Consider the following 25,074-nt stretch of genomic DNA (forward strand, 5'->3'; position numbering starts at 1 on the left):
GGGGGTCAGTCCGTGCCGGACTCCATCGCCGCCCGGTCCAGCCACGCGTCCTCCTCCGAGACCGCGCCCCGGGAGGCGATGGCCTCGGCGCCGCCCTGCGGCAGTTCCGGCATGGTGCCGATCAGCCCGGTCGCGGCGGCCTGGGAGGCGCCGATGGTGGGGCTGCCGGTGCCGATCAGGCCGATGCCGGCGTACTGCTCCAGCTTGGCGCGGGAGTCGGCGATGTCGAGGTTGCGCATGGTGAGCTGGCCGATCCGGTCGACCGGGCCGAACGCCGAGTCCTCGGTGCGCTCCATGGACAGCTTGTCCGGGTGGTAGCTGAAGGCCGGGCCCGTGGTGTCGAGGATGGAGTAGTCCTCACCGCGCCGCAGCCGCAGCGTCACCTCGCCGGTGACGGCGGCGCCGACCCAGCGCTGGAGCGACTCGCGGATCATCAGCGCCTGCGGGTCCAGCCAGCGGCCCTCGTACATCAGCCGGCCGAGGCGCCGGCCCTCGGCGTGGTACTGGGCGAGGGTGTCCTCGTTGTGGATGGCGTTGACCAGCCGCTCGTAGGCGGCGTGCAGCAGGGCCATGCCCGGGGCCTCGTAGATGCCGCGGCTCTTGGCCTCGATGATCCGGTTCTCGATCTGGTCCGACATGCCCAGGCCGTGCCGGCCGCCGATGGCGTTGGCCTCCATGACCAGGTCGACGGGGGAGGCGAACTCCTTGCCGTTGACCGACACCGGGCGGCCCTCGACGAAGCCGATCGTGACGTCCTCGGCGGCGATCTCGACCGACGGGTCCCAGAACCGGACGCCCATGATCGGCTCGACGGTCTCGACGCCGGTGTCCAGGTGCTCCAGCGTCTTGGCCTCGTGGGTGGCGCCCCAGATGTTGGCGTCCGTGGAGTACGCCTTCTCCGTGCTGTCCCGGTAGGGCAGGCCGTGGGCGAGCAGCCACTCCGACATTTCCTTGCGGCCGCCGAGCTCGGTCACGAACGCCGCGTCCAGCCAGGGCTTGTAGATCCTGAGGTGCGGGTTGGCGAGCAGACCGTAGCGGTAGAACCGCTCGATGTCGTTGCCCTTGAAGGTCGACCCGTCGCCCCAGATCTGGACGTCGTCCTCCAGCATGGCCCGCACCAGGAGCGTGCCGGTGACGGCGCGGCCGAGCGGGGTGGTGTTGAAGTACGCCCGCCCACCCGAGCGGATGTGGAACGCCCCGCAGGTCAGCGCGGCCAGGCCCTCCTCGACCAGCGCGGCGCGGCAGTCGACCAGACGCGCGATCTCGGCACCGTAGGTCTTGGCTCGGCCGGGCACCGAGGCGATGTCGGGCTCGTCGTACTGGCCGATGTCGGCGGTGTAGGTGCACGGGACGGCGCCCTTGTCGCGCATCCACGCGACCGCGACGGAGGTGTCGAGACCGCCCGAGAAGGCGATGCCGACGCGCTCGCCGGCGGGCAGGGAGGTGAGGACCTTGGACATAGAAAGAGTATGTATCACTTTGCATAGTCATGCAAGCCGGGTATGTGAATTCGCCGTTCCGGTTGTCTGACGGTGTCTTCCGGGGGCCGTCCTGGGTCTTCCTGGGTCTTCCTGGGGCTCCCGGTTCAGGAATCCGCTGCCTCGGAGCCGCCGCCGAGCGCGCCGAGGATTTGCTCGGCGGCCAGCGTCGGGGTGAGCTCGCCCTCCCGGACGCGCTGCTCCAGCACGGGCGCCAGGGCCCGTACCGCCGGGTCGGCGTGGAGCCGGCCGAGGAGTTCGTCGCGGACCATGCTCCAGGTCCAGTCGACCTGCTGGTCGCGGCGCTTGGCGGTGAGGCGGCCGGTGGAGTCCAGCAGGGTGCGGTGCTGTTCGAGGCGCTCCCACAGCGTGTCCAGGCCGGTCGACTCGCGGGCGCTGCAATGCAGCACCGGCGGGGTCCAGAACGCGTCCTTGCCGTGCATCAGCCGCAGCGCGCCCGCCAGTTCCCGGGCCGCGGCCCGGGCGTCCCGCTCGTGCGGCCCGTCCGCCTTGTTGACGGCGATCACGTCGGCCAGCTCCAGCACGCCCTTCTTGATGCCCTGGAGCTGGTCGCCCGTGCGGGCGAGGGTGAGCAGCAGGAACGTGTCGACCATGTTCGCGACCGCGGTCTCGGACTGGCCGACGCCGACCGTCTCCACCAGGATCACGTCGTAGCCGGCCGCCTCCATCACCACGATCGACTCGCGGGTGGCCTTGGCGACCCCGCCCAGCGTGCCCGCGGTGGGGGAGGGGCGCACGAACGCCGACGGGTCCACCGCCAGGCGCTCCATCCGGGTCTTGTCACCCAGGATGGAGCCGCCCGTACGGCTGGAGGACGGGTCGACGGCCAGCACCGCGACCCGGTGCCCGAGCGAGGTCAGCAGCGTGCCGAACGCGTCGATGAACGTCGACTTGCCCACGCCGGGCACCCCGCTGACGCCGATCCGCCGGGCCCGGCCGCTGTGCGGCAGCAGCGCGGTCAGCAACTCCTGGGCCGGCGCGCGGTGCTGGGGCCGGGTCGACTCGACGAGTGTGATGGCACGGGCGATGATCGCCCGCTTCCCGTCGAGCACGCCCTTCACATACGCGTCGACATCGATCACAGCTCGTGCCCGAGGCCGTCCGACAGCCGCCGCACCAGGTCGTACGCCGCGTCCGGGATCACCGTCCCGGGCGGGAAGACGGCCGCCGCGCCCATCTCCAGGAGCGTGGGCACGTCCTGCGGCGGGATCACGCCGCCGACCACGACCATGATGTCCTCGCGGCCCTCCTCGGCCAGCGCCTCGCGCAGCGCCGGGACGAGGGTGAGGTGACCGGCCGCCAGCGACGAGACGCCGACGATGTGCACGTCCGCCTCGACGGCCTGCCGGGCCACCTCGGCGGGCGTCTGGAACAGCGGGCCGACGTCCACGTCGAAGCCGAGGTCGGCGAAGGCGGTGGCGATCACCTTCTGGCCGCGGTCGTGGCCGTCCTGGCCCATCTTGGCGACCAGGATGCGCGGGCGGCGGCCCTCGGCCTCCTCGAAGGCGGACACCAGGGTGCGGGTGCGGTCCACGCTCGGGGACTCTCCCGTCTCGTTGCGGTACACACCGGTGATCGTACGGATCTGGCTCGCGTGCCGGCCGTACACCTTCTCCAGGGCGTCGGAGATCTCCCCGACCGTGGCCTTCGCGCGGGCCGCGTGCACCGCCAGTTCCAGCAGGTTGCCCTCGCCGCCGGCGGCCCGGGTCAGCGCGTCCAGCGCCTCCTGGCAGGCCCGCTCGTCCCGCTCCGCGCGCAGCCGCCGCAGCTTCTCGATCTGCTGGGCGCGCACGGAGGAGTTGTCGACCTTGAGCACGTCGATCTGCTCGTCGGTCTCCACGCGGTACTTGTTGACGCCGATGACCGGCTGGCGGCCCGAGTCGATCCGGGCCTGCGTACGCGCCGCGGCCTCCTCGATGCGCAGCTTGGGGATGCCCGCGTCGATGGCCTTGGCCATACCGCCCGCGGCCTCGACCTCCTCGATGTGCTGCCAGGCCCGCCGGGCCAGGTCGTACGTCAGCTTCTCCACGTACGCGCTGCCGCCCCACGGGTCGATCACCCGGGTCGTGCCGGACTCCTGCTGGAGCAGCAGCTGCGTGTTGCGGGCGATGCGCGCCGAGAAGTCGGTGGGCAGGGCGAGCGCCTCGTCGAGGGCGTTGGTGTGCAGCGACTGGGTGTGGCCCTGGGTGGCCGCCATCGCCTCGACGCAGGTGCGCGTGACGTTGTTGAAGACGTCCTGCGCGGTCAGCGACCAGCCCGAGGTCTGCGAATGGGTGCGCAGGGAGAGGGACTTGGCGTTCTGCGGGTCGAACTGCTTCACCAGCTTCGCCCACAGCAGGCGCGCCGCCCGCAGCTTGGCGACCTCCATGAAGAAGTTCATGCCGATCGCCCAGAAGAACGACAGCCGAGGCGCGAACGCGTCCACGTCCAGGCCGGCTTCACGGCCCGCCCGGATGTACTCCACACCGTCCGCGAGGGTGTACGCCAGCTCCAGGTCGGCCGTCGCGCCCGCTTCCTGGATGTGGTAGCCGGAGATGGAAATGGAGTTGTAGCGCGGCATCCGCTGGGAGGTGAAGGCGAAGATGTCGGAGATGATCCGCATCGACGGCTTCGGCGGATAGATGTAGGTGTTGCGGACCATGAACTCCTTGAGGATGTCGTTCTGGATGGTCCCGGCCAGCTTCTCGGGCGGCACGCCCTGTTCCTCGGCGGCGACGATGTACAGCGCCAGCACCGGCAGCACGGCACCGTTCATCGTCATCGACACGGTCATCCTGTCCAGCGGGATCCCGTCGAAGAGCTGCCGCATGTCGTAGATCGAGTCGATCGCCACGCCCGCCATGCCGACGTCACCGGTCACACGCGGGTGGTCGCTGTCGTAGCCGCGGTGCGTGGGCAGGTCGAAGGCGACCGACAGGCCCTTCTGGCCGGCCGCGAGGTTGCGGCGGTAGAAGGCGTTGGACTCCTCGGCCGTGGAGAAACCCGCGTACTGGCGGATCGTCCAGGGCTGGTTGGCGTACATCGTCGGGTACGGGCCGCGCAGGTACGGCGCCGCACCCGGGTACGTGTCGAGGAAGTCCAGGCCCTCCAGGTCACGGCCGGTGTAAAGGGGCTTGACGGCGATGCCCTCCGGGGTCTCCCAGAGCAGGTCGTCCCCGCCGGAGGCGTTCTTGACCGCCGTACGCCACTCGTCGGCGCCGCCGTCGGGGGCCGGGGTACCCAGCTCGATCCCGGAGAAGTCGGGGATTCCCATCAGGACACTCCCATGCGGTCGAGGGTGGCGGACAGCACGGCCACGGCGTCACAGCCCGCGAAGACGTACGAGTCGACACCGGGGTGGTCCCCCGGCCGCCCGGCGAGGAACACATGCGCGGCACCGGCGGCCTTCAGCTGCCCCGCCACCGCCTCCGCCTGCTCGGCGTACAGCGCGTCGCTGGAGCACAGCACGGCCTCCGTCGCGCCGCTCTCCTCGAAGGTGCCGTCCGTGACCGGCTCGATGCCGCCGGCCTGGAAGAGGTTCGAGGCGAAGGTGAGGCGTGCGGTGTGCGCGGCGGCCGGGCCCAGCGCGGCCAGGTAGATCCGGGGCCGGGAGCCGGTCGCGGCGAGATGGGCGTCGGAGCGGGCGCGCAGCGCCTCGTACGCCTCGTCACGGCGCACGCGCGGCAGTCCGCCGGAGCGCGGCTCGGGCGCGTCCGCGCGGACGACCGGCTTCTCCGCGAGGAACGGGAACTCGCTGACGCCGGTGATGGGTTCGCGCCGCTTGGCCAGCCGGCCGGTGCGGGCCTGCCAGGTCTCGGCGAGGTCCTGCGCGAGGTCCCCCGACCGCAGGGCGGCGGCCAGGCCGCCCCGCCGCTCGATCCGCTGGAGGAACTCCCAGCCGGCGTGGGCGAGTTCGTCGGTGAGCCGCTCCACGTACCAGGAGCCGCCGGCCGGGTCGATCACCCGGGACAGGTGCGACTCCTCGATGAGGATCGTGGAGGTGTTGCGGGCGATCCGGCGCGCGAACGCGTCCGGCAGGCCGAGAGCGTGGTCGAAGGGCAGCACGGTGACCGCGTCGGCCCCACCGGCACCGGCCGCCAGCGTGGCGATGGTGGTGCGCAGCATGTTCACCCACGGGTCGCGGCGCGTCATCATCACCGGCGAGGTGACGACGTGCTGGAGCTGGGCCCCGGCGCGCGGCGCCCCGCAGACCTCGGCCACCCGGGCCCACAGCCGGCGCGCGGCCCGCAGCTTGGCGATCGTCAGGAACTGGTCGGCGGTCGCCGCGTACCGGAACTCCAGCTGCGCGCAGGCCTGTTCGACGTCCAGCCCGGCGCCGGTCAGCTCCCGCAGGTACGCCACCGCGGTGGCCAGCGAGCAGCCCAGCTCCTGGGCGGCCGAACCGCCGGCCTCGTGGTACGGCAGCGCGTCCACGGTCAGCGCACGCAGCCCCGGGTACTCTCCGGCGCACCGCCGCGCCAGCTCCACCGTCGGCGCGGCATCGCACCGCTGCCCGGTCCGGGCCTCGTGCCCGAGCGGATCCGCGCCCAGATTGCCGCGCGCCGCGTCCCGGGCGACACCCCGCTCCGCGTACACCCGCAGCAGCTCCCGCGCGGCGGGCTCGGCATCGCCTCCCGCGTCGAGGACGACGGGCGCAAGATCGAGATACACCCCGTCGAGGACCCGGCCGAGGTCCGGCACCGCGATGCCGCCCTCCCCGACCGTCAGCCAGAGGGAGGTGACGCCGTTCTCCAGGTCCGCGATCACCGCGTCACGGTCGGCCGTGGAGTGCCGTTGCCGTACGTCCCAGCCGCCGACCGTGTTCCCCTCGGCACGGCCGCCTCGCACAAAGGGGGCGAAACCGGGGAAACCCGGCTCGGGCGCGGCGTCACGGGCGGTGTAGAGGGGGCGGGTGCGCAACCCGTCCTCCAGCGCGGTGGACAGGGCTTCCTCGGCCTCGGCGCCCTCGACGTCCTTGCCCGATTTGCGCAGCACACCCGCCACAAGGCGCTGCCACTGCTCATGGGGCACGTCAGGGAACTCGCCGGCCAGCTCAAGCCCGTCGTCAGGCAGGACCGTCATGCTCGGATGTTAGGCCACGTTAACGAACGAGCAGCAGTGGGTGCGGCTGTGACCTTGCCCTCGCCCTGGCTGTGACCTCGCTCTCCCTGCCGTCGCGGCCGGGATCGGCGCCCATGCCGGCGACGGATCCGCCCACAGGGGCCGGGCGCGTCAAGGTCCCGTCAAAGCCGTGGCCACCGCCGTATGGGGCCCGTCAACGGCGACCCGATCCGGCCGTCCGAGCGCTTTCCTCGAAGCGTCCGTTTCCCCACACCTCACTCCAGGAGTTCGCGATGGCCGATGCGGCCTTCGTCATCACCGTGCTCGCGGGTTTCGCGCTGGCGGCTCTCGTCGCCAAGGGGGTGACGAAGCTGTGACCGCCGAGAACGTCGTCGGCCTGGTCGTGGCCGTCGCCCTGCTGGGCTATCTCGTCCTCGCGCTGATCTTCCCGGAGAGGTTCTGAGATGGGCCCCGTCCTCGCCGGCGTCCTCCAGCTGCTCGCCCTCACCGCGGCGCTGGCGCTCGCGTACGTCCCCGCCGGCACCTACATGGCCCGGGTCTACTCCTCGCAGCGGCACCTGCGGGTGGAGAAGTGGATGTACCGGGCTGTCGGCGCCGACCCCGACGCGGAGATGACCTGGACCGCGTATGTGCGCGGTGTCCTCGCCTTCTCGGTCGTCGGCGTGCTGTTCCTCTATCTGCTCATGCGGCTCCAGGGCGTCCTGCCCGGCTCGCTCGGCTTCGCCTCGGTCGACCCGGCGCAGTCGTTCAACACGGCCGTGTCGTTCGTGACCAACACCGACTGGCAGTCGTACTACGGCGAGCAGACCATGGGGCACGTCGTGCAGACGGCCGGGCTCGCCGTGCAGAACTTCCTCTCCGCGGCCGTCGGCATGGCCGTCGCGGTGGCCCTGGTGCGGGGCTTCGCAGGCTCGCGCACCGGCGACCTCGGCAACTTCTGGGCCGACCTGGTGCGCGGCACCGTGCGGATCCTGCTGCCGGCCGCGGCGATCGCCGCCCTCGTGCTCGTGGCCTGCGGGGTGATCCAGAACTTCTCCGGCATCCATGAGGTCGGTCAGTTCATGGGCGGTTCGCAACAGTGGAACGGCGGCGCGGTCGCCTCGCAGGAGGCCATCAAGGAGCTGGGCACCAACGGCGGCGGCTACTTCAACGCCAACTCCGCCCACCCCTTCGAGAACCCCACGCCCTTCACCAACCTCTTCGAGATCTTCCTGATGCTGGTCATCCCGTTCTCGCTGACCCGCACCTTCGGCGTCATGGTGGGCAACGTGAAGCAGGGCCACGCGATCCTCGCCACGATGTTCACGATCTGGCTGGGCTTCGTGGCCCTGATGATGTGGACGGAGTTCGCACACCACGGTCCGGCCCTGCAGGCCGCGGGCGGAGCGATGGAGGGCAAGGAGGTCCGCTTCGGCGTCGGCTCGTCCTCGATCTTCGCGGTGTCGACGACCCTCACCTCGACCGGCGCGGTCGACTCCTTCCACTCCTCCTTCACGGGCCTCGGCGGCGGCCTCACCATGCTCTCGATGATGCTGGGCGAGATCGCCCCCGGCGGCACCGGCTCCGGCCTCTACGGCATGCTGGTCCTGGCGATCATCGCGGTGTTCGTCGCCGGCCTGATGGTCGGCCGTACGCCCGAGTACCTGGGCAAGAAGATCGGCGCGCGGGAGATGAAGCTCGCCGCCTGCTACATCCTGGTCACCCCGGCCCTGGTGCTGGTCTTCACCGCGGCCTCCCTGGCCCTGCCGACCCCGCCCCACTCGATGCTGAACCCGGGCGCGCACGGCTTCTCCGAGATCCTCTACGCCTTCACCTCCGCCGCCAACAACAACGGCTCGGCCTTCGCCGGCCTGAACGCGAACACCGACTGGTTCACCACCACGACCGGACTCGCGATGCTGCTCGGCCGCTTCCTCCCCATGATCTTCGTCCTGGCCCTGGCCGGCTCGCTCGCCGGGCAGCGGCCGGTCCCGGTCACCGCAGGCACCTTGCGCACCGAGAAGCCGCTCTTCACCGGTCTGCTGGTCGGCGCCGTCCTGATCATCACCGGTCTGACGTACTTCCCGGCCCTCGCGCTGGGTCCCCTCGCCGAGGGGCTGGCGTCATGACCACCCGCACCGAACCCCACGAGGACTCCATGTCCACTCCCACCCTGGCACCCCGTCCGGACACGCCGACGGGGCACCGGACCCCCGAGGGCCGCGTCGGAGCGGGCCTCTTCGACCCCAGGCAGCTGATCAGGTCCCTGCCGGACGCGTTCCGCAAGCTCGACCCGCGGGTGATGGTCAGGTCACCGGTGATGTTCGTGGTGTGGGTCGGCTCGGTCCTGACGACCGTGTTCTCCTTCGAGGACCCGGGCGACTGGTTCGGCTGGACGATCAGCGCCTGGCTGTGGCTGACCGTCGTCTTCGCCAACCTGGCGGAGGCGGTCGCCGAGGGCCGGGGCAAGGCCCAGGCCGACACCCTGCGCAAGGCCAAGACGGACAGTGTGGCCCGCAAGGTCGACGGCACCGTCGTTCCCGGCACCGAGCTCAGGATCGGCGACCTCGTCGTCTGCGAGGCGGGCGACGTCATCCCCGGCGACGGAGACGTCGTCGAGGGCGTGGCCTCCGTCGACGAGTCGGCCATCACCGGCGAGTCGGCCCCGGTCATCCGCGAGTCCGGCGGCGACCGTTCGGCCGTCACCGGCGGCACGAAGGTGCTGTCCGACCGGATCGTCATCCGCATCACGACCAAGCCGGGCGAGACCTTCATCGACCGGATGATCGGTCTCGTCGAGGGCGCCACCCGGCAGAAGACCCCCAACGAGATCGCGCTGAACATCCTGCTCGCCTCGCTGACCATCGTCTTCCTGCTGGCCTGCGCCACCCTGCCGCCCCTCGCCGACCACGCCGGGACACGGCTGACGATGGTCGTGCTGGTGGCGCTCCTGGTGTGTCTGATACCGACGACCATCGGCGCGCTGCTGTCGGCGATCGGCATCGCGGGCATGGACCGGCTGGTCCAGCGCAACGTCCTCGCCCTGTCCGGCCGCGCGGTCGAGGCCGCCGGTGACGTCTCCACGCTGCTGCTCGACAAGACCGGCACCATCACCCTCGGCAACCGGCAGGCCGCCGCGTTCGTGCCGGTGAACGGCGTGAGCGAGACCGAACTCGCCGACGCGGCCCAGCTGTCCTCGCTGGCCGACGAGACGCCCGAGGGGCGTTCCGTCGTCGTCCTGGCCAAGCAGAAGCACGGGCTGCGCGAGCGCGAGCTCGCCGGTGCCGAGTGGATCGCCTTCACCGCGCAGACCCGGATGTCCGGTGTCGACGCCGGCGGCCGCAAGGTCCGCAAGGGCGCCACGGCGTCGGTCGTCGCCTGGGTCGAGGGGCGGGGCGGCACCGTCGCCGAGGACGCCGAGGGGCTCGCCGCCCGGATCTCCGAGGCGGGCGGCACCCCACTGCTGGTCGCCGTCGAGGACGCGGACGGCGCCCGGGTGCTCGGCGTCATCCACCTCAAGGACATCGTCAAGGACGGCATGCGCGAGCGGTTCGGGGAACTGCGCCGCATGGGCATCAGAACCGTCATGATCACCGGCGACAACCCGCTGACGGCCAAGGCCATCGCCGAGGAGGCCGGTGTCGACGACTTCCTCGCCGAGGCCACCCCCGAGGACAAGATGGCCCTCATCAAGCGCGAGCAGGCGGGCGGAAAACTCGTCGCGATGACCGGCGACGGCACCAACGACGCCCCCGCACTGGCCCAGGCGGACGTCGGCGTGGCCATGAACACCGGGACGTCGGCCGCGAAGGAGGCCGGCAACATGGTCGACCTCGACTCCGACCCGACCAAGCTCATCGAGATCGTCGAGATCGGTAAGCAACTCCTCATCACCCGGGGCGCGTTGACGACGTTCTCCATCGCCAACGACGTCGCGAAGTACTTCGCGATCATCCCCGCGCTGTTCGCGGCGGTCTACCCGGGCCTGGGCAAGCTCAACATCATGGGGCTGTCCTCGCCCGACTCCGCGATCCTGTCGGCCGTCGTCTTCAACGCGCTGATCATCGTCGCGCTGGTGCCGCTGTCCCTCAGGGGCGTGCGGTACCGGCCGCTCAGCGCCGACAAGCTGCTGCGCCGCAACCTCACGGTCTACGGCGTCGGCGGGCTGATCGCCCCCTTCCTCGGCATCAAGCTCATCGACCTGATCGTCTCCCTCATCCCCGGGATCGGCTGATGGCCATGAACAACTCCGTCAAGAACACCACCCGGCTGCTCGGGGCGGGCCTGCGCGCCCTGCTCGTGCTGACTCTGGTGACGGGCGTCCTCTACCCACTGGTCATCACCGGCGTCGCCCAGGGACTCTTCCCCGGCCACGCCAACGGCTCGCAGATCACGTCGGGCGGCAGGGTCGTCGGCTCGTCCCTGATCGGCCAACAGGGCTACAGCCTGGACTACTTCCAGCCACGCCCCGCGAACGGCCTGGGCGAGAACTGGGTCAACACGCGGTACAAGCTGATCCTGTCCGGCGCCACCAACCTCTCCGCCGACAACGAGAAGCTGGTCAGATCGGTGCGGGCGGCCAAGGCCGAGGTGGTGAAGGAGAACTCGACCGCCGACTACGAGGTGAACCCCGCCGACGTCCCCGCCGACGCCGTCACCTCCTCCGGCTCCGGCCTCGACCCCGACATCTCCCCGCGGTACGCCGACCTCCAGGTCCACCGGGTCGCCGCACGCAACCACCTCTCCGTCGGCCAGGTCCAACGGCTCGTCGACCGCCACACCGAGGGCCGCACCCTGGGCTTTATGGGCGATCCCCGCGTGAACGTCCTGGAACTGAACATCGCGCTCGAGGATCTCGTGGCGAAGCACTGATCGGCTCAGCGCAGCACGGCTGTCAGCAGGTCGGTGCCCAAGGACGTCAGGGCGGGCACGTCGAGGGTGTTGCGGACGTAACGGCCGTGCCGCCGGGTGGTGAGCAGGCCCGCGCGGCGCAGCAGGGCGAGGTGGCGGGAGACCTCCGGAGGCGTGAGCCCCCAGACGTGGGCCAGCTCGCCGGTGGTGTGCGGGCCGCGGGCCAGGGTGCGCAGCAGCCGCAGCCGTACCGGATGCGCGAGCGCCTCCAGCCGCAGGGTGACCGTGTCCAGCGGCACCGGCTCCGACGGTTCCGGCTCGGCCACCGGGTACTGCACCACCGGCTGCCACCCCGGCGCGTGGACCGCCACCAGGTGCGGACGGCCGTGGACACTGGGGATGAAGGTCACCCCGGCGCCGTCGGCGGTGGTCGCCTTGTCCTGGAGCTTGTCCACGACGATGCAGTCGCCCTCCGGTGCCAGGGTGACCGCCGCGGAGACCGCTGCCAGTGCCGCTCCGAGGCCCTGGCGCTTCAACAGGTCGTTCTTCACGCGCAGGTCGCCGGCGAGCCGTACGGCGACGCCCGCCCAGGCGGCGTCGAAGAAGGCCTCGGCGCACTGTTCGAGGGTGTGGCGCACCCGGGCCCGCACGGCCGCCGGGTCGTCGAGCAGCCGTTCCGCGAAGGCCTCCTGCCGTGCGCCGCGGGCCTGCGCCAGATCCAGGGCCCGCTCGCGCGCGGCCGCGTCGGCGAGGGGCGACGGCGCGTCGAGGGGGACCCGGGTGCTGCCGCACGTGGTGACGAGCGCGGCGGTCACATACCTGTCGTCGTCGATCCGGTCCACGTCGTCCAGTTCCTCGGCGAGGGTCCGCCGGGGCCGGGCGGGCAGCAGGAAGTCGGCCTGTGAGGACCGCCAGAGGAACTCGGCCTCCCTCAGCCGCTCGGCCAGCTCCGGCCGCAGCCCGGCCCACACGTCCGCGGCCCAGCCGGAGAACTGCGGATGATGCCCGGGCTCGGCCAGCACGTGCAGCATCGCGGTCAGCTCGGCCAGCGGGGAGGCGGCGAACCGCAGTCCCCCGGACGGCAGGCCGCCGATGTCGATCCTCAACGTCATCCCCCCATCATCACGGGCCGGTTGCCCGGCGCCGGCGTCGTTTGACGACGTCCGTCAAGCGACGTGCCGGGCCCGGCGGCCGCACGCACCGTGACGCCATGGCAACCACCACCAAGATCCGGCCCCGCGCCCTCGTCCGCGCCTGCGGAGGCCCCCGCTATGCCGTCGCCCTGGCCGTGGACGCGCTCGGCACCGGCCTGCTGCGGCCCTTCCTGCTGCTCTACGGGGTGCTGGTGCTGCGGCTGTCGGCGCCGGTCACCGGCATCGCCATGACGGTCGGCATCGTCGCGGGCCTGGCGTGCATGCCCGCGGTCGGCCGCTGGCTGGACCGGGGTGCCCGCAGCACGGTCGTGGCGGTGTCGATGCTGGTGCGCGTCCTGGGCGTCGCGCTGCTGCTGGCCACCCCGGCGGGGCACGTCTGGCCGTTCGCGACGGCGGCGCTCTTCCTCGGCATCGGCAACCAGGCGTGGCCCGCCGCCCACGCGGCCGTCGTGGCCACGGTCTCCCACGGCCGGGAACGCGACGCCGCTCTCGCGGCGGGCCGCGCCCTGCGCAACGCCGGACTGGGCGTGGGCGCCCTCATCGCCACCGTGTGCCTGACGGGTGGCGCCACCGCTCTGCGGGCGCTGGCCGCCGTGACCGGACTCGCCTGTCTCGCCGCGGCGGCCCTGGCCTGGTCGGTCCACCTGCGCGCACACCCGGCCGCCGCGCCGGGCGACGGCACGGACCACGGCCCCGCGCCCCGGATGCGCGCCCTGCTGGCCGCCAACGTCGTCTACGTCTTCTGCCTCAACGTCCCCGAGATCGCGCTCCCGCTGATCCTGGTGACCCAGTTGCACGCGTCGCCGGTGTGGTCGGCAGCCGTCTTCGTGACCAACACGGTGCTGGTGGTCACCCTTCAGGTGCCGGTCACCGTCCTGATGTCCCGCTTCGCCCGGCGGACCGTGCTGGTGCTCGCCGGCGTGGTCCTCACCGCGTCCTACCTCGGCTTCCTCGCGGCCACCGCCCTGGGACCCGGCTGGGGTGCCCCGGCCGTCGCCGCGGTGTCCGTGGTCTGCACCCTCGGCGAGATCGTCTACGCCGGCAGCGCCACCGCACTCGTCACCCACCTCGCCCCCGCCCATGCCCTGGGCCGCACCCTCGCCCGCTTCGAGCTCTCCTCGGGCCTCGGCCTCGCCGTCTCCCCGACGGTCATCACCGCTCTCGCCCCCCACGGCCCGGCCGCCCTCTGGGGCAGCCTCGCCGCCGCGACCCTCCTGTCCGCCTCGGCCGTCGCCGCCGGGAAGGACCGGGGAACGCGGCTGGGCGACTGCGGCGAAGAGCACACCACAGCGGCGGCCCGCCGGCAGTATGCGCGGGCCACGCCGGGGTAAGCGAACGACCGAAAGACCCCGAGCAACACGAACAACAACGAAAGAGCCCCACATGGTCATCCCGCTTATGAAGCAGGCGGCAGATGAGCCGGGCGCGGACGAGCAGGCCCCCCTGCGCTACGGCGCGGTCTGGGCCGAAGGCGCAGTCTGCGCTGTCGAGGCACGCCGGGCGCTGCAGGCGTTCCTGGCGTACGTACCGCGTACCGGCCGCCCTCCCGTGCCGGCCCCGCTGGCGATCGACGCCGAACTGGTGGTCAGCGAACTGGTCACCAACGCGCTCCGGCACGCTCCCGGCCCCTGCGGGATGGTTCTCCTGCTGTCCGGTGACGGACTGGCCGTCACCGTGTGGGACACCTCCACCGAGCAGCCGGTGGTCAGGCAGCGCGACGGGCAGCGCTTCGGCGGCCACGGGATGCACGTGGTGCACGCGGTCAGCACGGAAGTCACCGTTTCGTCCCTCGGCGACGGCAAGCAGATCACCGCCTACCTGCGCCGGGTGCCGGACGAGGACGCCGACGACGCCGACGTGATGATGGACGCCGGCCCGGCCGCCTGACGCCGCGACGAGACATTCTCCCGGCAGCGGTCACCACCCGGTGCGCAACAGATGGTTGAGGAGCAGCGCGAGCAGCGCCTGGGCGGTGAGCCAGATGCGGGGGCGGGTGAGGAACGCGCACGCCGGGAGCAGCCACAGGGCGAAGGGGAGCCAGATGCGTTCCGTCTCCGCCTTGCTCATGCCGCTCAGGTCGGCGACCAGCAGGGCGAGCAGCGCGGCGGACACGAGGAACGCGAGACGGGCGTCGGCTCGGGGCTCGGTGCGACGCCGGGCCAGGACGGCCCCCGTCCGCCGCAGCCCCGCCGCCGTGGCCAGACCCGTGATGAGCACGGTGCAGGCCAGGTTGGCCCACACCCAGTAGCCGTAGGGGCGGATGCCGCCCGCGCCCTGGCCGTAGGGGGTGTCCGCAAAGTCCCGCCTGCCCCGCGACGCCCGGCACGCACTTTCGCCGCACCGGGCGAACACCCGAGTACAACCAGTACGCGGGTGCCCGCCCGGCACGCCGAGAGCACGCACCGAACGCCGCGGGGCCCGCCCTCCGGGCGAACGACGCGACTTTGCGGACACCCCCTAGCGCGTCACCAGCAGGTGGTAGGCCTCCCACCAGTCGAAGCCGCCGAGCGTGAACACCGTGGGGACCACGGCCAGTCCGGCGAGCCACGCCGCCGGCAGGGCCGGGCGCTCCCGGACCCGGTGGCGGCCGAGCACCAGGACCGCCGCCGCTATCAGCGCCACGAGCGTGAGGCCGTACGACAGGTAGCAGATCAGGCCGAACAGCAGCCCGGACGCCCCCGCGCACCCCAGGGACGACCGGGTGACGGCCAGAGCCGGCAGCGCCACCGCCCACGCCGCCACCGCCGTGAAGTACGCGTCGGCCGAGGTGCCCATCCACACGGCCGCCGGGGCCAGGACCAGGAAGGGGGCCGCCCGGCGCGCGAGCGCCTCGTCGGCCAGGGCGCGGATCGTGACCAGCACGGCCACGCAGGCGGTCGCCCCCCGGCGCCGACAACCCCGAGCACCGCTGACCGGCGGGGCCGCCGCTGCGGCCGGGCCCGGTGCACCGCCGTTTCACAGCCGCTTCTCGAACCAGTGGTGCGCGTAGGGCTCGTCGTTGAAGGCGGGGACCTCGGTGTACCCGCTGCCGCGGTAGAGGCGCATGGCCGCCTCCAGGGCCTTGTTGGTGTCGAGCCGCACCCGATCGCTGCCGTGCCGGGCGGCGCGTGCCTCGAGTTCGGACAACAGGCGCCGGGCCAGGCCGAGTCCTCTGGTCCGGGGGGAGACCCACAGCCGCTTGATCTCCGCGGGGGCCCCGGCCGGCAGCTTGAGCCCGGCGCAGGCCACCGGCTCGCCGTGCAACCGGGCGACGAGGAACACCCCGCGCGGCGCACGCAGCTCGGCCGGGTCGGGCAGCAGGCTGTTCGCCGGGTCGAAGCCGCCGTCGAAGAGCTCCCGCAGCTCGGCGGCGTAGGACCGCAGGCAGTACGCGGCGTCCGGGTGGTCCGGGTCGAGCTCCTCCAGGGCCACCGTCGAGGCCGTCAGCAACCGCTCGACCTCGGCCATGGCGGAGGTCAGCCGCTCCCGCTGCCGTGCATCGAGCGGGTCGAGGAGCGCGGCGGCGAGTGCGTCGCTGCGGTCGTCGAGCAGAGCACGCTCCCGCCGCCCGGCCTCGGTCAGCCGCACGGTGCGTACCCGCCGGTCGCGGGGGTGGGGCTCGACGGTCACGAGACCGTCGCGCTCGAGTGCCCGCAGCAGTCGGCTCACATAGCCGGAGTCGAGACCGAGCCGCTCCCGTACGCCGCGCACGTCGTGCGTGCCGCCGTCACCGATCTGCCAGAGCAGCCGGGCCTGACCGTACGGACGCGCACCGCCCAGATAGTGGTCGTGCAGCACTCCGACCCGCTCGGCGACCGTCCGGTTGAACCGCCGTACCTGCTCCACTTGCTCCTTCGCCATTCCCTGACCTTAGTCAGGTAATGGTGGAGGGTGCAAGGAAGAGGTCTCAGGCCTCACGGGGCGCGAAGTCGGTCTCCTTCGCCGTGATGATCCGGGCGCCCATGTTGCGCTCCATCATCTCCAGGGCCGCGTTCGCCAGGTGGGGATGGATGGAGGCGACGGCGTCCTTCGGGATCGTCACCTCGAGGTGCCGGATGTGCGCGTCCAGCGCGGAGTAGAGGACGCACTGCTCGGTGACCTGGCCGGTCAGGACCACGTGCCCGACGCCCAGGCTCCACAGGAGGTAGGACAGGGGCGTCTCGAAGAAGACCGAGTGGCGGGCCTTCATGACGAAGAGCGACTGGTCGTCGGGCCGGATCGGCTCGATCAGGTGGGCGTTCGGCTGGGACAGGGCCGCGTCCAGCAGCTCTCCGTGGTGCGAGCGCCACAGCCCGAAGTTGTCGTTCACGTAGATCACGGGAACGTCCGCCTCGCGGGCCCGGCCGAGCAGCTCGGTCAGCACGGGCACGACCTCTTCGACGGAGGGCACGAGCAACTCGGCGTCCTCGTGGTCGTAGGTGTTGATCATGTCGATCACGATCAGAGCCGACCGTGTCGGGTCTGCGCCTCGTTCCATGCCTTCCACCGCCCGTCCGGTGCTGTCACTCATGGCCTGCGGCGAGATCTGGTCGGGGTGGAAGTCGGAGCATCGGATCTCCCGAGTGGAGCGTGTGGTGCGGGTTCCGGGAATGCACTGCTGAGTACCCGGCGGTGCGGTGGGCTCAAACGCGGATGATCACCTCGTGATCAGAGCCAGTCCCGCCGCTTGAAGATCACGTACAGGCTCGTGCAGACCACCCCCATCAGGACGATCGCGAACGGATACCCGAGCACCCAGTGCAGCTCCGGCATGTGCGTGAAGTTCATGCCGTAGATCGTGCCGACCAGCGTCGGGGCGAACAGGATCGCCGCCCAGGACGAGATCTTCTTGAAGTTGTCGTCCTCGGGGCGCTGACCTGCGCAGACGGCTCCAGAAGGCATCCTGAACTGCGGCTTTGCATCTTTCCGGGGCTTTCACCGTGCCGCAGATTTGCGCGGTCGATTCTCCCCAGACGCTCCCCAGCGGTGGTCATTCTCCCCAGATTCTCCCCAGCGAAAGCTGCGCTGAGAGGGAGCAGCCGGGCCGTCGTCTTGCCGTGCGAACGTCGACTACGCAGCGTTCGGAGGCCGGGCGGCACGTTGGGCTCCGCCGCCCCGACGGCTTCGCAGGACCCAGGGCGGAGGTGGCTGCGAACTTAAACGCAGCCACCATCCTGGCCCACGATGCTGCCCATGATATCTGGCAGTACCACCGGATCGCGTGTGTCACCGGTCCCTTCGAGACGTCCGGCTCGCCGGCAATGAACAGGCCGCGCCCACTTGGCTCTGTCTCGCAGCAGCATTGCCCGTAATCAAGGAAGCGCGTCTCCAGGATCATCGGGGCGGTGGCCGTGAACCCGGTACACGAGCTCGTCCGGGTGACGTATGACTCTGGCTAGCCGCCACGCCGCGTCGTACGGCCTGCGGCCGCGCTCCCGGGACCACAGGCGGAGTGCGAGCAGACTGGTGAGCGGGTCGAGCAGCCAGCGCAGTACGGAGGTCTTCACTGATCGTCCTCCGTTGCGAAGGAGACGGCCGTGGGGGAGGGCGCCACGGACTCCAGGTCGCCGGAGGGCGAGGGCCAGGGGAACCCATCGGACCAACCCATCTGCTCGAAGAGCATGCGGGCGGTGGCCATGAACCGCGCCTGCCGTCCCGGCACGTCGTCCAATCGCTCCCAGACGTAGAGGAGGGTGTGGGCGAGCCGCTCGGCTTGCGTCCGCTCGGTGACCGACGTTCCCACCAGGGGGAGGATCGTGTCCTGGAACGATGCCCAGTTGAGGGCCGGCAGGTCGTCCAGATGCCGCTCCAGCCACCACATCCGGGCGGTGTCCCGGTCGGTGCACACGGTCCGAGCCAGCTCCTGCCGACGCAACCGGTCCTGCGCGAGCTGGAGTTCAACGTCGCGCAGGGCGTTCTGGTGCCTCTGGGCCCGGTCGGCGTCCTGCTGGGGGAGCAGCAGGGTGAGTCGTGCCCTGAGCCAGAGGCCGGGATAGCCGTCGGGGCTGTGCCACGGCGAGACCGCCAGGGTGAGCCTCTGCTGAGCGCATTCCAGTTCCTCGGGCTGGTGCTCCCCGGTGATGCCGCGGCCGAGTTCATCTAGGGCCAGGCGGGCCGCCGCTCGCGCGGCGGTCCCGTGGTGGGTCCCGGTCGCCCTGGGCGGGATCTGATGGGTGAGAGTGCCGCGCGCGAGGAAGCGGACGCCCGGCAGGCAGGTGGGCCAGTACGCCGTGAACCGGCCGACCCGCCGTCTCCACCAGGGACCGGGACGATCGGTCATGCCTCCGACGCTTTCCGGACGAGGCTGTAGTGCTGCATGGCGTGGCCGAGGATGTCCCGCCAGAACGGCCGGACTACCGCTCCGTCGGCCACCAAGAGTCGATCGAGCCGCAACCGCAGCCGCGGCGGGGCGAAGACCTCCGCAAGCAGGGCGATCACCGCCTCCCTCTGGTCGGCGTCGTGCTCGAACCGCTTCTGCCACCGGGTTAGTTGATCGAGAACGGCGTCCACGGCGTCGTTGGTGGACAGCAGCGTCTGCCAGGCATGGACGAAGTGCTCCCTGCTGGACGCGTCGCAGGCCGAGGCGAGGACCAGGTCCGTACCTGTGTCGCTGGAGACGAGTGCGAGGAAGGCCCCCAAAGCTTGGCGGTGCGCCTTTCCATCGGCCTCGGCCCCATGCTTCTTCAGCCACTGCACGACCGTCTTGTCCACGAGGCCAGGAGCGTGCCGGACGAGCTCCTGGAAGGCATCGACCAGCTTCTCGGCGCCGAATTCCTTTCCGCCCGCTGCCTTGCCCAGGCGGGTGAGGGCGAGCGCCGGCTGCTCAAGGCCCCAGGGCCCGCCACAGACGTCGATGACCAGATCGACCTTCTCGGCGTTGTTGGACTCTGCCCAGTTGAGGAGTCGGTCCCGGACGTAGCGGCCGAGTTCGGCGTCGGTTGCGGCCTTCGTGAGCGCCTCGACGGCCAAGATGCGCCGAGGGCCGGTGAGCCCCGTCGCGAGAGCGTCGAGCACCTTCCTGTCGTGCCGACGCACCGCCAGGTGCAGTAGGGCTTCGCTTGCCAGACGGGCGTCGTCCTCCGGGACGGACCGATTCGCGGCGACACCGACCGCCCACGTCGTCAGCAGGTCATGCTGGGTGGGGAACTCGTCCCACAGATGACGCAGGATGGCAGCAGGCAGCCCCTGACACCTGCGGTCGTGGTGGGCACGTTCGCCGACGGGCTCGATCTCGGCTGCTTGGAGCCGACGGGACGACGTCGCGTCGGTGAGCACATCGGCAGGCCCGCGGGCCTGGCCCAGCGAGGCGAGCAGGTCGTCGGACGCGCGGACGATGGAACCGCGCCGCCCTCCGTCGAGCAGCGCTCCCGCCCACACCGTGACCCGAGTGGACAGCAACGACGGACTCCCGTCCACCGCACCGCGCCTGTTGAGCAGCTTCTCTACCGTGGTATGCCAGTCCCCGAAACGGTCCACGGCTTCCTTGAGCTGTTCCCTGCCGTTGACCGCACTGAGGAGTACGGCCAGCCGGCACGCCTCACGGGCGGACGGGTCGGCTTCCCAGATCGGGGAAAGTTTCTCGTCCGTCAGCCAGGCCAGCCGGTCCCCGTGACCGTGCGCGTCGAGCTCGGCCTCGACCAGGCGCCGCGCACCGGGGGACTCCAGCCGTACGGTGACGTCGCCAGTGGCATTCGCCCATGCGCCCTGCCAGTCGCCCGGGGTGGCGAGCACGACCAGGAAAGACCCCTGTTTACGCAGCGCCGCTCCATGACGGACCAAGTCTTGACCGAAGCGGGCGGGCGGCTCGTCCGGGAGGTCGGAGAGGTCGAGCAGGTAGCCCGTCGCCGAGCGCACCGGCAGGCACTGGGTCCCGGGCTTGGTCCACTCCGGTTCCAGGTCGAACAGCTCCGGCTCCTGCGGTCCCGCCGTATGGCGCAGGAGCCGTACCGCCGCGGTCCGCCGGCCGCTGCCAGCGGGGGCGCACAGCACCACGACGCCGTGCGCTTCGAGGATCTTGGCGGCGTCGGGCAGACGGTTCGGTTCCCGGGGCTCGACGAAGCGCCCATCTTCGCTCGCACGGTAAGCGGGGTCGCGGCCGTCGATGGGCAGGGGGTGAACGTAGTCACCGTTCAGGTGTACGGCGTAGTGGACCGCCTGGACGCTGTGGTCGCCGTATTGGTGGAACTCCGACGCGTTCGATGGCGGCGCGCCGGCCGGATCCTCGTGCGCCTGGGGCCCCACCGGATCGATTCCGTGGTACGTCGGGTCGGGTGCTTCGCTGCTGAGGTCGCTCATTACCGCCCCCGCTCGTCGTAGAAGTTGTAGCCCTGCTTGCCGTGCTCGCCGTACTGGTGGAAAGTCACCGCGCCGGAACCCACTGGAGCCGTGGGAGCCGACGCCACATGCGCCCCGGCTCCCGGCTCCTCCTCATCACCCGCCGCAGCGGACGGCTCGAAGATGTCCGGATCCGCGAGCCCCCAGTCGAAACCCGGAAGGTGCAGATAGGCCGGCTGCTCGAACTTCTTCACCCTCACCAGATGCCGGTGGAAGTGCGCCGGCAGTACGTCTTCGTTGACGCAACCGCTGTCGAAGACGTCCTCGTACACCCGCTGGGAGACGATCACGGCGGTGTTGGTGATCTCGGGATGCCCACGTTCGAGCACCGCCCGCAGCGCCTTGTCGTCCAAGAGCCGGTGGGTGTGCACCATGGGCACGCCCAGACCGCTTTGAGGCAACGGCCCGACGTGGATGCTGACCCGCAGCTGCAGCGGTTTGAGGTGCGGGTTATCAGCCCGCCGACGGGCGAGCGCCTGGCGAAGCGCGTCGGGAAAGTGCCCCACCAGCGCGGGCAGGACCTCGGGGTCCATACCGGCGACGTAACCGTCGCCCGTGTGCTGGCCGAACACGCGCCGCTCCCAGTGCGCGCTGACGTTGCTGGCGCTCAGCGCCTGGGCCAGCAGAGGTGGGATGTCGGCGTTTACCAGCTGCATCCCTTTGCTGTCGAGTGTTCCGAAGTCCCTGGCGTCCACGGCCAGCACGGCCCGGTAGGGCCACAAGGGCTCCCATGACGGCAACATGCGCCGCTCCTCTCGTCGCCTCCCCGCCCACGCGGCGGGGAGAGCACCACCCTGTTCGAGGAGCCGGGAGCCGACCGTCCAGCACTGGACGGTACGGGTGTGCGGCACGTCACATCACGGGAGCTCCGCGCGGGGCCGGCCGCCGTCTCCCACCCCGTCGTCCTGAGCTGCTGCTCTCAGCAGGGCAGCATCCCTGACAACGAGCCGCCGACGGCCGAGCGTGACAATGCCGTCGGCCTGGAGACGCGCGAGGGCGGCAAACGCTGATGACCGACTCATGCCCGCCATCGTCGCCAAGTCCTCTCTGGGTATGCCGAGTTCGACGACGAGACCACCACTCCTGTCGCGGTGACCCACCTCGTCCGCGAGATAGACGACCACCCGTGCTAGGCGCGCCGGCGGCGGCAGATGAGCAAGGTCGGCGCGCAGACGCTCCTGGCTGTTCAGCCGTTCCACGCTCAGCCGGTACACGACCGGCTCCAGGCGATGCCGGGTCACGAATCCACGGAAGGCGTGTGCGGCCATGACGACCCCGGTACAGGGCCGTACCGCGGTCACGGTCGCCGAACGCGGCCGGTCGAGCAGCACGCCCATCTCGCCGAGGACTTCGCCGGGGCCGCGGAGCATCAACGTCAGACGGTCCCCGGCCTCATTGCCCTGCACTACCTTGACGAGACCGTCGACCAGCGCGATCACACCGTCGGGGGACTCGCCCTGTGCCAGGAGCACCGCCTGGCTCCGGTAGGTCCGCCGATGCCCGCGGTCGATCAAGTCTCGCCATACCTCAGGAGAGACGAGGGAAAGGAAGTTCACCGTGACACCTCCTCGCCCTCACGCGAAGGCGGCGGCCAAGGCGAAGCAGCCGCAGCCCGCAACTGCCAGGACGAGCGAGCACTGCACCCGACGGTGTTTGGCCCACGCGATCTCGCTCATCACCACCACCTGCCGGGTAAGCGAAGGCAGTGGGTCTGTGTTCCGCAGCGCGCTCTCCAGTACGGCTGGTTCCATGAGCCGCAGGTGTCCGAAGTACAGGAAGTCGCCATCCGGTTCTGGCCCTCGCCGCTCCTTGCGGAGCCGGGGAGAAACAGCCCATGCGGCACAACAGGCACCCGCCATGATGAGCACGATGCCGAGCCACAACAGCGCCTGCGATGCGGCGGACTCGAACCCGCCCACCGCCCGCCGGGAACTCGCCAGCAGACTCAGTACGGCCAGCGTGGTGGACTGCAGGGTCAAGGCGAGCGCGGCTTTCGAATCAGCCTTGGCCGTTGCATCCGCGACGGCCAACTGGATCTTCCACGCTGTTTCGGTCGGCTCAGTCGGCACGGTGGCATCCCCCCGGGTGCAGCGAGTAGCACTCACTGGTGCTGCGCTGAAGGCTGCGCAGGCATGGCCGTCCGAAAACGTAAGGCGGACATCTTGGCCTGAACACGTGGGGAAGCGGGCGATCCCTGTGGGTGCTGTCGTAAGCGAACGCCCGTGCCCCGCTGCCCGCGTCGAGGCAGGACTCCTCGGCAAGTTCTCGTGCCGCGGCCTCGGCGAATGTCTCGCCCCGGCTCCACGCAACCACCGGGAAGTTCCCAGGTGTTGCGGTGGTGTCCCCCCAGGTGTGCACTGCGCCCAGTTCCTGAGGGCGGGTGCCGCCCGTCTGCCTCAGTGCTCCGCCGGCTTCGGTGCGCTTGCGAGCGGTGCCGGGCCGCTGGTGGTCCAGCGGTGGCGGTGGTGGCGAACGTACCGGGGGTCGATGAAGTGCCACCGGTGGAGTGCGATCTTCTCTCGGAGTTTGCCTGTCACCGTGTCGAGGATCACGAGACCGTCGGTCAGGACCAATGCTCCCGCGTCAAAGCGCGTGTGGCAGTTCGGGCAGAGGCACAGCAGGTTCTCGACGACGTCGGGCCCACCGTCCTCCCTCGCTCGGATATGGGCTGCTTCGCTGGATCGATGGCGAGGCGGGGGCAGGACCAGGACGGTGCCGCAAATCTGGCAGCGGTCTTGATACCACTCCTTCAGCTTGCGGACGGCACTGCTATCGGCCTGCGGCCGGCCCCCATAAGTGCCTCTTCTTCCCGTCGACCCCCAGTGTCCGGCCTCGGGTGCGTTCGGGAGAAGCGGCGGGGCGTCTTCCTCAGGTCCCGGTATGCCACCCAGTCCGTCGTCCAGCGCTCGGATGAGCCGATCTACCGTGCTTCGGTCCATGGCGCTGAGGCGTGCGGTGTCCAGTACGGCGCGGCGGACCAGTGTCCAGGCGGCTTGAATGTGAACGCTGTGGATGGCGGTGTGTTCAGTCGCGGCGAGCGTGCCGGCGATACGCGAGACATGGTCACCGACCCGGACGAAGAAGTCGGCGTGCGGCTCGGGCAGAACGGTGTCCCACTCGGCTTCCGCTGCGCGAACCATGTCCCACTGCAACGCTGCGCGCGTGGTGTAGGTGAGGACGGGACGGGTGTTGAAGGCCCAGGCGTACGCCGCGGCGAGCGCGTCCCGCCAGTCGCCCGACGCCGAGTCCACGCGGAGGGCGACTGGCGCTGCTCGCCGAACGAAGTGCAGGACGCGGGAGTACGTGGCGGCGTCCGTGGACAGAAAGCCTCGCCAATCCCGGATGGACACGTCCCACGCGGCTCCCACGTGCGGCGGGACGGGTCTCCTCGTTGCCCGATAGCGTCCGACGCCCCGCGTGGGCAGTGTGTGCCGCCCGTCCCATGCCATGCGTATCTGCCTCTCCATGGCCGTGCTGATCGCGGAGCCGCTGCGACCTGACGTGAATGGAGAACCGGTCAGGAGGAACACGGGCGTGCCTCCGCCGGCGTTGTCCGCTCGGCGGGTGGCGTGAGCGGCAGCGCCGAACCGTCGTTCGTCCGTGACGTTGCGGCGAATTGCCAACGGACCCAGCCCGTCGAGGAGACGGCCCAGGAGATGATCGATCGGCTCGCCTGCACACCCGTGAGAACGCACGAGAGATGTCCAGACCGTCATCGGGGCGTCCGGCCATGAACTGACCGAGACCGCTGGGGTGATGGACGCAGACCACCAGCTGATCGCCGCCGCGTAGAGGTCCGACGGATCGATCCCAGCAGCGCCGGCTTCTGCCTGCGCCATTTCCCCAAGGGGTCCTCGCAAGATGACACCGTCGCTCATGTCCCACCCCCGTCTCGGCGCGCCCCGCGGCGTTGCCGTGCCTCGGGTGAGTCTGCCCGACCGCTCGCACAGCGCGAGCCACCGCCACATGCCGAGCCCTTCGCGCCTCCGTATTCGCGGGAATCTCCGAGGCGGACTATGGCATGGGCACAGCGGAAACCATCTACCGCGGGCCGCCGAGGATGCTCCGGCATGAGGTGGTTTGATCCGGTTTGCGCGATAGGGGCAGTGCTTAAAAGGTGCTCGGTGGATGGGGGAGGGGGTGGCTCTGACCTGCACGGGACGTACCTGGGAGTCGGCCGTCCTGACACCCCCGGGCGTTTTCGGGATGTGAGGGTGGTGGGGCCCGTGGCCATGGCT

20 protein-coding genes and 3 pseudogenes are annotated in these 25,074 nt (G+C 70.8%); 6 read left to right on the plus strand and 17 right to left on the minus strand.

Annotation, left to right across the window (positions count from 1 at the left end; all coding sequences use genetic code 11):
- Positions 1-5: 5 nt before the first annotated feature.
- The 4 genes from argG to ACIRDU_RS06875 all read right to left on the minus strand — a co-directional run bounded on the left by argG (position 6) and on the right by ACIRDU_RS06875 (position 6,560).
- Positions 6-1,460, minus strand: a complete 1,455-nt coding sequence (argG, locus tag ACIRDU_RS06860; protein WP_403575547.1) for an argininosuccinate synthase — start codon at positions 1,458-1,460, stop codon at positions 6-8.
- 125 nt (positions 1,461-1,585) lie between these two features.
- Entirely contained in the window at positions 1,586-2,581 is a 996-nt protein-coding gene (gene meaB / locus ACIRDU_RS06865) for a methylmalonyl Co-A mutase-associated GTPase MeaB (RefSeq protein ID WP_403575549.1), read from the minus strand.
- A complete protein-coding gene (gene scpA / locus ACIRDU_RS06870; RefSeq protein WP_403575551.1) occupies positions 2,578-4,752 on the minus strand; it encodes a methylmalonyl-CoA mutase in 2,175 nt (724 codons plus the stop codon). Before scpA ends, meaB begins: the two co-directional genes overlap by 4 nt.
- A complete protein-coding gene (locus ACIRDU_RS06875) occupies positions 4,752-6,560 on the minus strand; it encodes a methylmalonyl-CoA mutase family protein (RefSeq protein WP_403575553.1) in 1,809 nt (602 codons plus the stop codon). The genes scpA and ACIRDU_RS06875 overlap by 1 nt, the downstream gene beginning before the upstream one ends.
- Before the next feature lie 352 nt (positions 6,561-6,912).
- Between ACIRDU_RS06875 and kdpF the strand changes: the two genes are divergently transcribed.
- From kdpF to ACIRDU_RS06895, 4 genes are read left to right on the plus strand one after another with little or no spacing between them, the layout of a single operon-like run.
- Positions 6,913-7,002, plus strand: coding sequence for a K(+)-transporting ATPase subunit F (gene kdpF, locus ACIRDU_RS06880; RefSeq protein WP_009326374.1), 90 nt, complete (start codon positions 6,913-6,915; stop codon positions 7,000-7,002).
- 1 nt (position 7,003) lies between these two features.
- A complete protein-coding gene (gene kdpA / locus ACIRDU_RS06885) occupies positions 7,004-8,668 on the plus strand; it encodes a potassium-transporting ATPase subunit KdpA (RefSeq protein WP_403575555.1) in 1,665 nt (554 codons plus the stop codon).
- Positions 8,665-10,773, plus strand: a complete 2,109-nt coding sequence (gene kdpB, locus ACIRDU_RS06890) for a potassium-transporting ATPase subunit KdpB (protein ID WP_403575557.1) — start codon at positions 8,665-8,667, stop codon at positions 10,771-10,773. Before kdpA ends, kdpB begins: the two co-directional genes overlap by 4 nt.
- A gap of 5 nt (positions 10,774-10,778) precedes the next feature.
- Entirely contained in the window at positions 10,779-11,411 is a 633-nt protein-coding gene (locus tag ACIRDU_RS06895; protein WP_403577284.1) for a potassium-transporting ATPase subunit C, read from the plus strand.
- A 5-nt stretch (positions 11,412-11,416) separates the two neighbouring features.
- On the opposite strand, the gene ACIRDU_RS06900 is transcribed toward ACIRDU_RS06895, so the two are convergent.
- Positions 11,417-12,502, minus strand: a complete 1,086-nt coding sequence (locus tag ACIRDU_RS06900) for a DUF5937 family protein (RefSeq protein ID WP_403575559.1) — start codon at positions 12,500-12,502, stop codon at positions 11,417-11,419.
- 98 nt (positions 12,503-12,600) lie between these two features.
- Between ACIRDU_RS06900 and ACIRDU_RS06905 the strand changes: the two genes are divergently transcribed.
- Both ACIRDU_RS06905 and ACIRDU_RS06910 read left to right on the plus strand, forming a co-directional pair.
- Positions 12,601-13,875 carry an MFS transporter gene (locus ACIRDU_RS06905; protein WP_403575561.1) on the plus strand — a complete coding sequence of 425 codons (1,275 nt, stop codon included), beginning with the start codon at positions 12,601-12,603 and terminating at the stop codon, positions 13,873-13,875.
- Positions 13,876-13,927: 52 nt separating this feature from the next.
- Complete coding sequence (locus ACIRDU_RS06910) at positions 13,928-14,431, plus strand: ATP-binding protein (protein WP_403575563.1); 504 nt, start codon at positions 13,928-13,930, stop codon at positions 14,429-14,431.
- Positions 14,432-14,461: 30 nt separating this feature from the next.
- On the opposite strand, the pseudogene ACIRDU_RS06915 reads toward ACIRDU_RS06910, so the two are convergent.
- The 12 genes and pseudogenes from ACIRDU_RS06915 to ACIRDU_RS06970 all read right to left on the minus strand — a co-directional run.
- Positions 14,462-14,827, minus strand: a pseudogene (locus ACIRDU_RS06915) (hypothetical protein); the annotation flags it as partial.
- Positions 14,828-15,004: 177 nt separating this feature from the next.
- Positions 15,005-15,439, minus strand: a pseudogene (locus ACIRDU_RS06920) (hypothetical protein); the annotation flags it as partial.
- Between the two features lie 60 nt (positions 15,440-15,499).
- Complete coding sequence (locus tag ACIRDU_RS06925) at positions 15,500-16,384, minus strand: GNAT family N-acetyltransferase (protein WP_403575565.1); 885 nt, start codon at positions 16,382-16,384, stop codon at positions 15,500-15,502.
- A gap of 46 nt (positions 16,385-16,430) precedes the next feature.
- The gene (locus ACIRDU_RS06930) at positions 16,431-17,000 is read right to left on the minus strand and encodes an isochorismatase family cysteine hydrolase (RefSeq protein ID WP_403575567.1); all 570 of its coding nucleotides are present in this window, start codon (positions 16,998-17,000) and stop codon (positions 16,431-16,433) included.
- A gap of 170 nt (positions 17,001-17,170) precedes the next feature.
- Positions 17,171-17,356 (minus strand): annotated as a pseudogene (locus ACIRDU_RS06935) (CorA family divalent cation transporter); the annotation flags it as partial.
- 458 nt (positions 17,357-17,814) lie between these two features.
- Positions 17,815-18,009: a hypothetical protein gene (locus ACIRDU_RS06940; RefSeq protein WP_403575569.1), complete on the minus strand. Its 195-nt coding sequence runs from the start codon at positions 18,007-18,009 to the stop codon at positions 17,815-17,817.
- A complete protein-coding gene (locus tag ACIRDU_RS06945; RefSeq protein WP_403575571.1) occupies positions 18,006-18,782 on the minus strand; it encodes a hypothetical protein in 777 nt (258 codons plus the stop codon). Before ACIRDU_RS06945 ends, ACIRDU_RS06940 begins: the two co-directional genes overlap by 4 nt.
- Complete coding sequence (locus ACIRDU_RS06950; protein WP_403575573.1) at positions 18,779-20,797, minus strand: hypothetical protein; 2,019 nt, start codon at positions 20,795-20,797, stop codon at positions 18,779-18,781. The genes ACIRDU_RS06945 and ACIRDU_RS06950 overlap by 4 nt, the downstream gene beginning before the upstream one ends.
- Entirely contained in the window at positions 20,797-21,531 is a 735-nt protein-coding gene (locus ACIRDU_RS06955) for a hypothetical protein (RefSeq protein ID WP_403575574.1), read from the minus strand. Before ACIRDU_RS06955 ends, ACIRDU_RS06950 begins: the two co-directional genes overlap by 1 nt.
- Before the next feature lie 162 nt (positions 21,532-21,693).
- Positions 21,694-22,392, minus strand: coding sequence for a Crp/Fnr family transcriptional regulator (locus ACIRDU_RS06960; protein ID WP_382676785.1), 699 nt, complete (start codon positions 22,390-22,392; stop codon positions 21,694-21,696).
- A gap of 18 nt (positions 22,393-22,410) precedes the next feature.
- Positions 22,411-22,905 (minus strand): Pycsar system effector family protein, encoded by a 495-nt coding sequence (locus ACIRDU_RS06965; RefSeq protein ID WP_403575576.1) that lies wholly within the window; start codon positions 22,903-22,905, stop codon positions 22,411-22,413.
- 327 nt (positions 22,906-23,232) lie between these two features.
- Entirely contained in the window at positions 23,233-24,675 is a 1,443-nt protein-coding gene (locus ACIRDU_RS06970; protein WP_403575578.1) for an HNH endonuclease, read from the minus strand.
- Between the last annotated feature and the right edge of the window lie 399 nt (positions 24,676-25,074).

The organism is Streptomyces sp. NPDC093598 (assembly GCF_044764825.1).
Classification (GTDB): Bacteria; Actinomycetota; Actinomycetes; order Streptomycetales; family Streptomycetaceae; genus Streptomyces.

Bases quoted from the DNA above. Each gene is read 5' to 3' on its own strand.
- ACIRDU_RS06905 (WP_403575561.1), top strand. From the start codon at position 12,601: ATGGCAACCACCACCAAGATCCGGCCCCGCGCCCTCGTCCGCGCCTGC.
- ACIRDU_RS06925 (WP_403575565.1), bottom strand. From the start codon at position 16,384: ATGGCGAAGGAGCAAGTGGAGCAGGTACGGCGGTTCAACCGGACGGTC.
- ACIRDU_RS06945 (WP_403575571.1), bottom strand. From the start codon at position 18,782: ATGACCGATCGTCCCGGTCCCTGGTGGAGACGGCGGGTCGGCCGGTTC.
- ACIRDU_RS06950 (WP_403575573.1), bottom strand. From the start codon at position 20,797: ATGAGCGACCTCAGCAGCGAAGCACCCGACCCGACGTACCACGGAATC.
- kdpA (WP_403575555.1), top strand. From the start codon at position 7,004: ATGGGCCCCGTCCTCGCCGGCGTCCTCCAGCTGCTCGCCCTCACCGCG.
- ACIRDU_RS06930 (WP_403575567.1), bottom strand. From the start codon at position 17,000: ATGGAACGAGGCGCAGACCCGACACGGTCGGCTCTGATCGTGATCGAC.
- ACIRDU_RS06900 (WP_403575559.1), bottom strand. From the start codon at position 12,502: ATGACGTTGAGGATCGACATCGGCGGCCTGCCGTCCGGGGGACTGCGG.
- ACIRDU_RS06910 (WP_403575563.1), top strand. From the start codon at position 13,928: ATGGTCATCCCGCTTATGAAGCAGGCGGCAGATGAGCCGGGCGCGGAC.
- ACIRDU_RS06895 (WP_403577284.1), top strand. From the start codon at position 10,779: ATGAACAACTCCGTCAAGAACACCACCCGGCTGCTCGGGGCGGGCCTG.
- ACIRDU_RS06970 (WP_403575578.1), bottom strand. From the start codon at position 24,675: ATGGCGCAGGCAGAAGCCGGCGCTGCTGGGATCGATCCGTCGGACCTC.
- kdpB (WP_403575557.1), top strand. From the start codon at position 8,665: ATGACCACCCGCACCGAACCCCACGAGGACTCCATGTCCACTCCCACC.
- ACIRDU_RS06875 (WP_403575553.1), bottom strand. From the start codon at position 6,560: ATGACGGTCCTGCCTGACGACGGGCTTGAGCTGGCCGGCGAGTTCCCT.
- scpA (WP_403575551.1), bottom strand. From the start codon at position 4,752: ATGGGAATCCCCGACTTCTCCGGGATCGAGCTGGGTACCCCGGCCCCC.
- argG (WP_403575547.1), bottom strand. From the start codon at position 1,460: ATGTCCAAGGTCCTCACCTCCCTGCCCGCCGGCGAGCGCGTCGGCATC.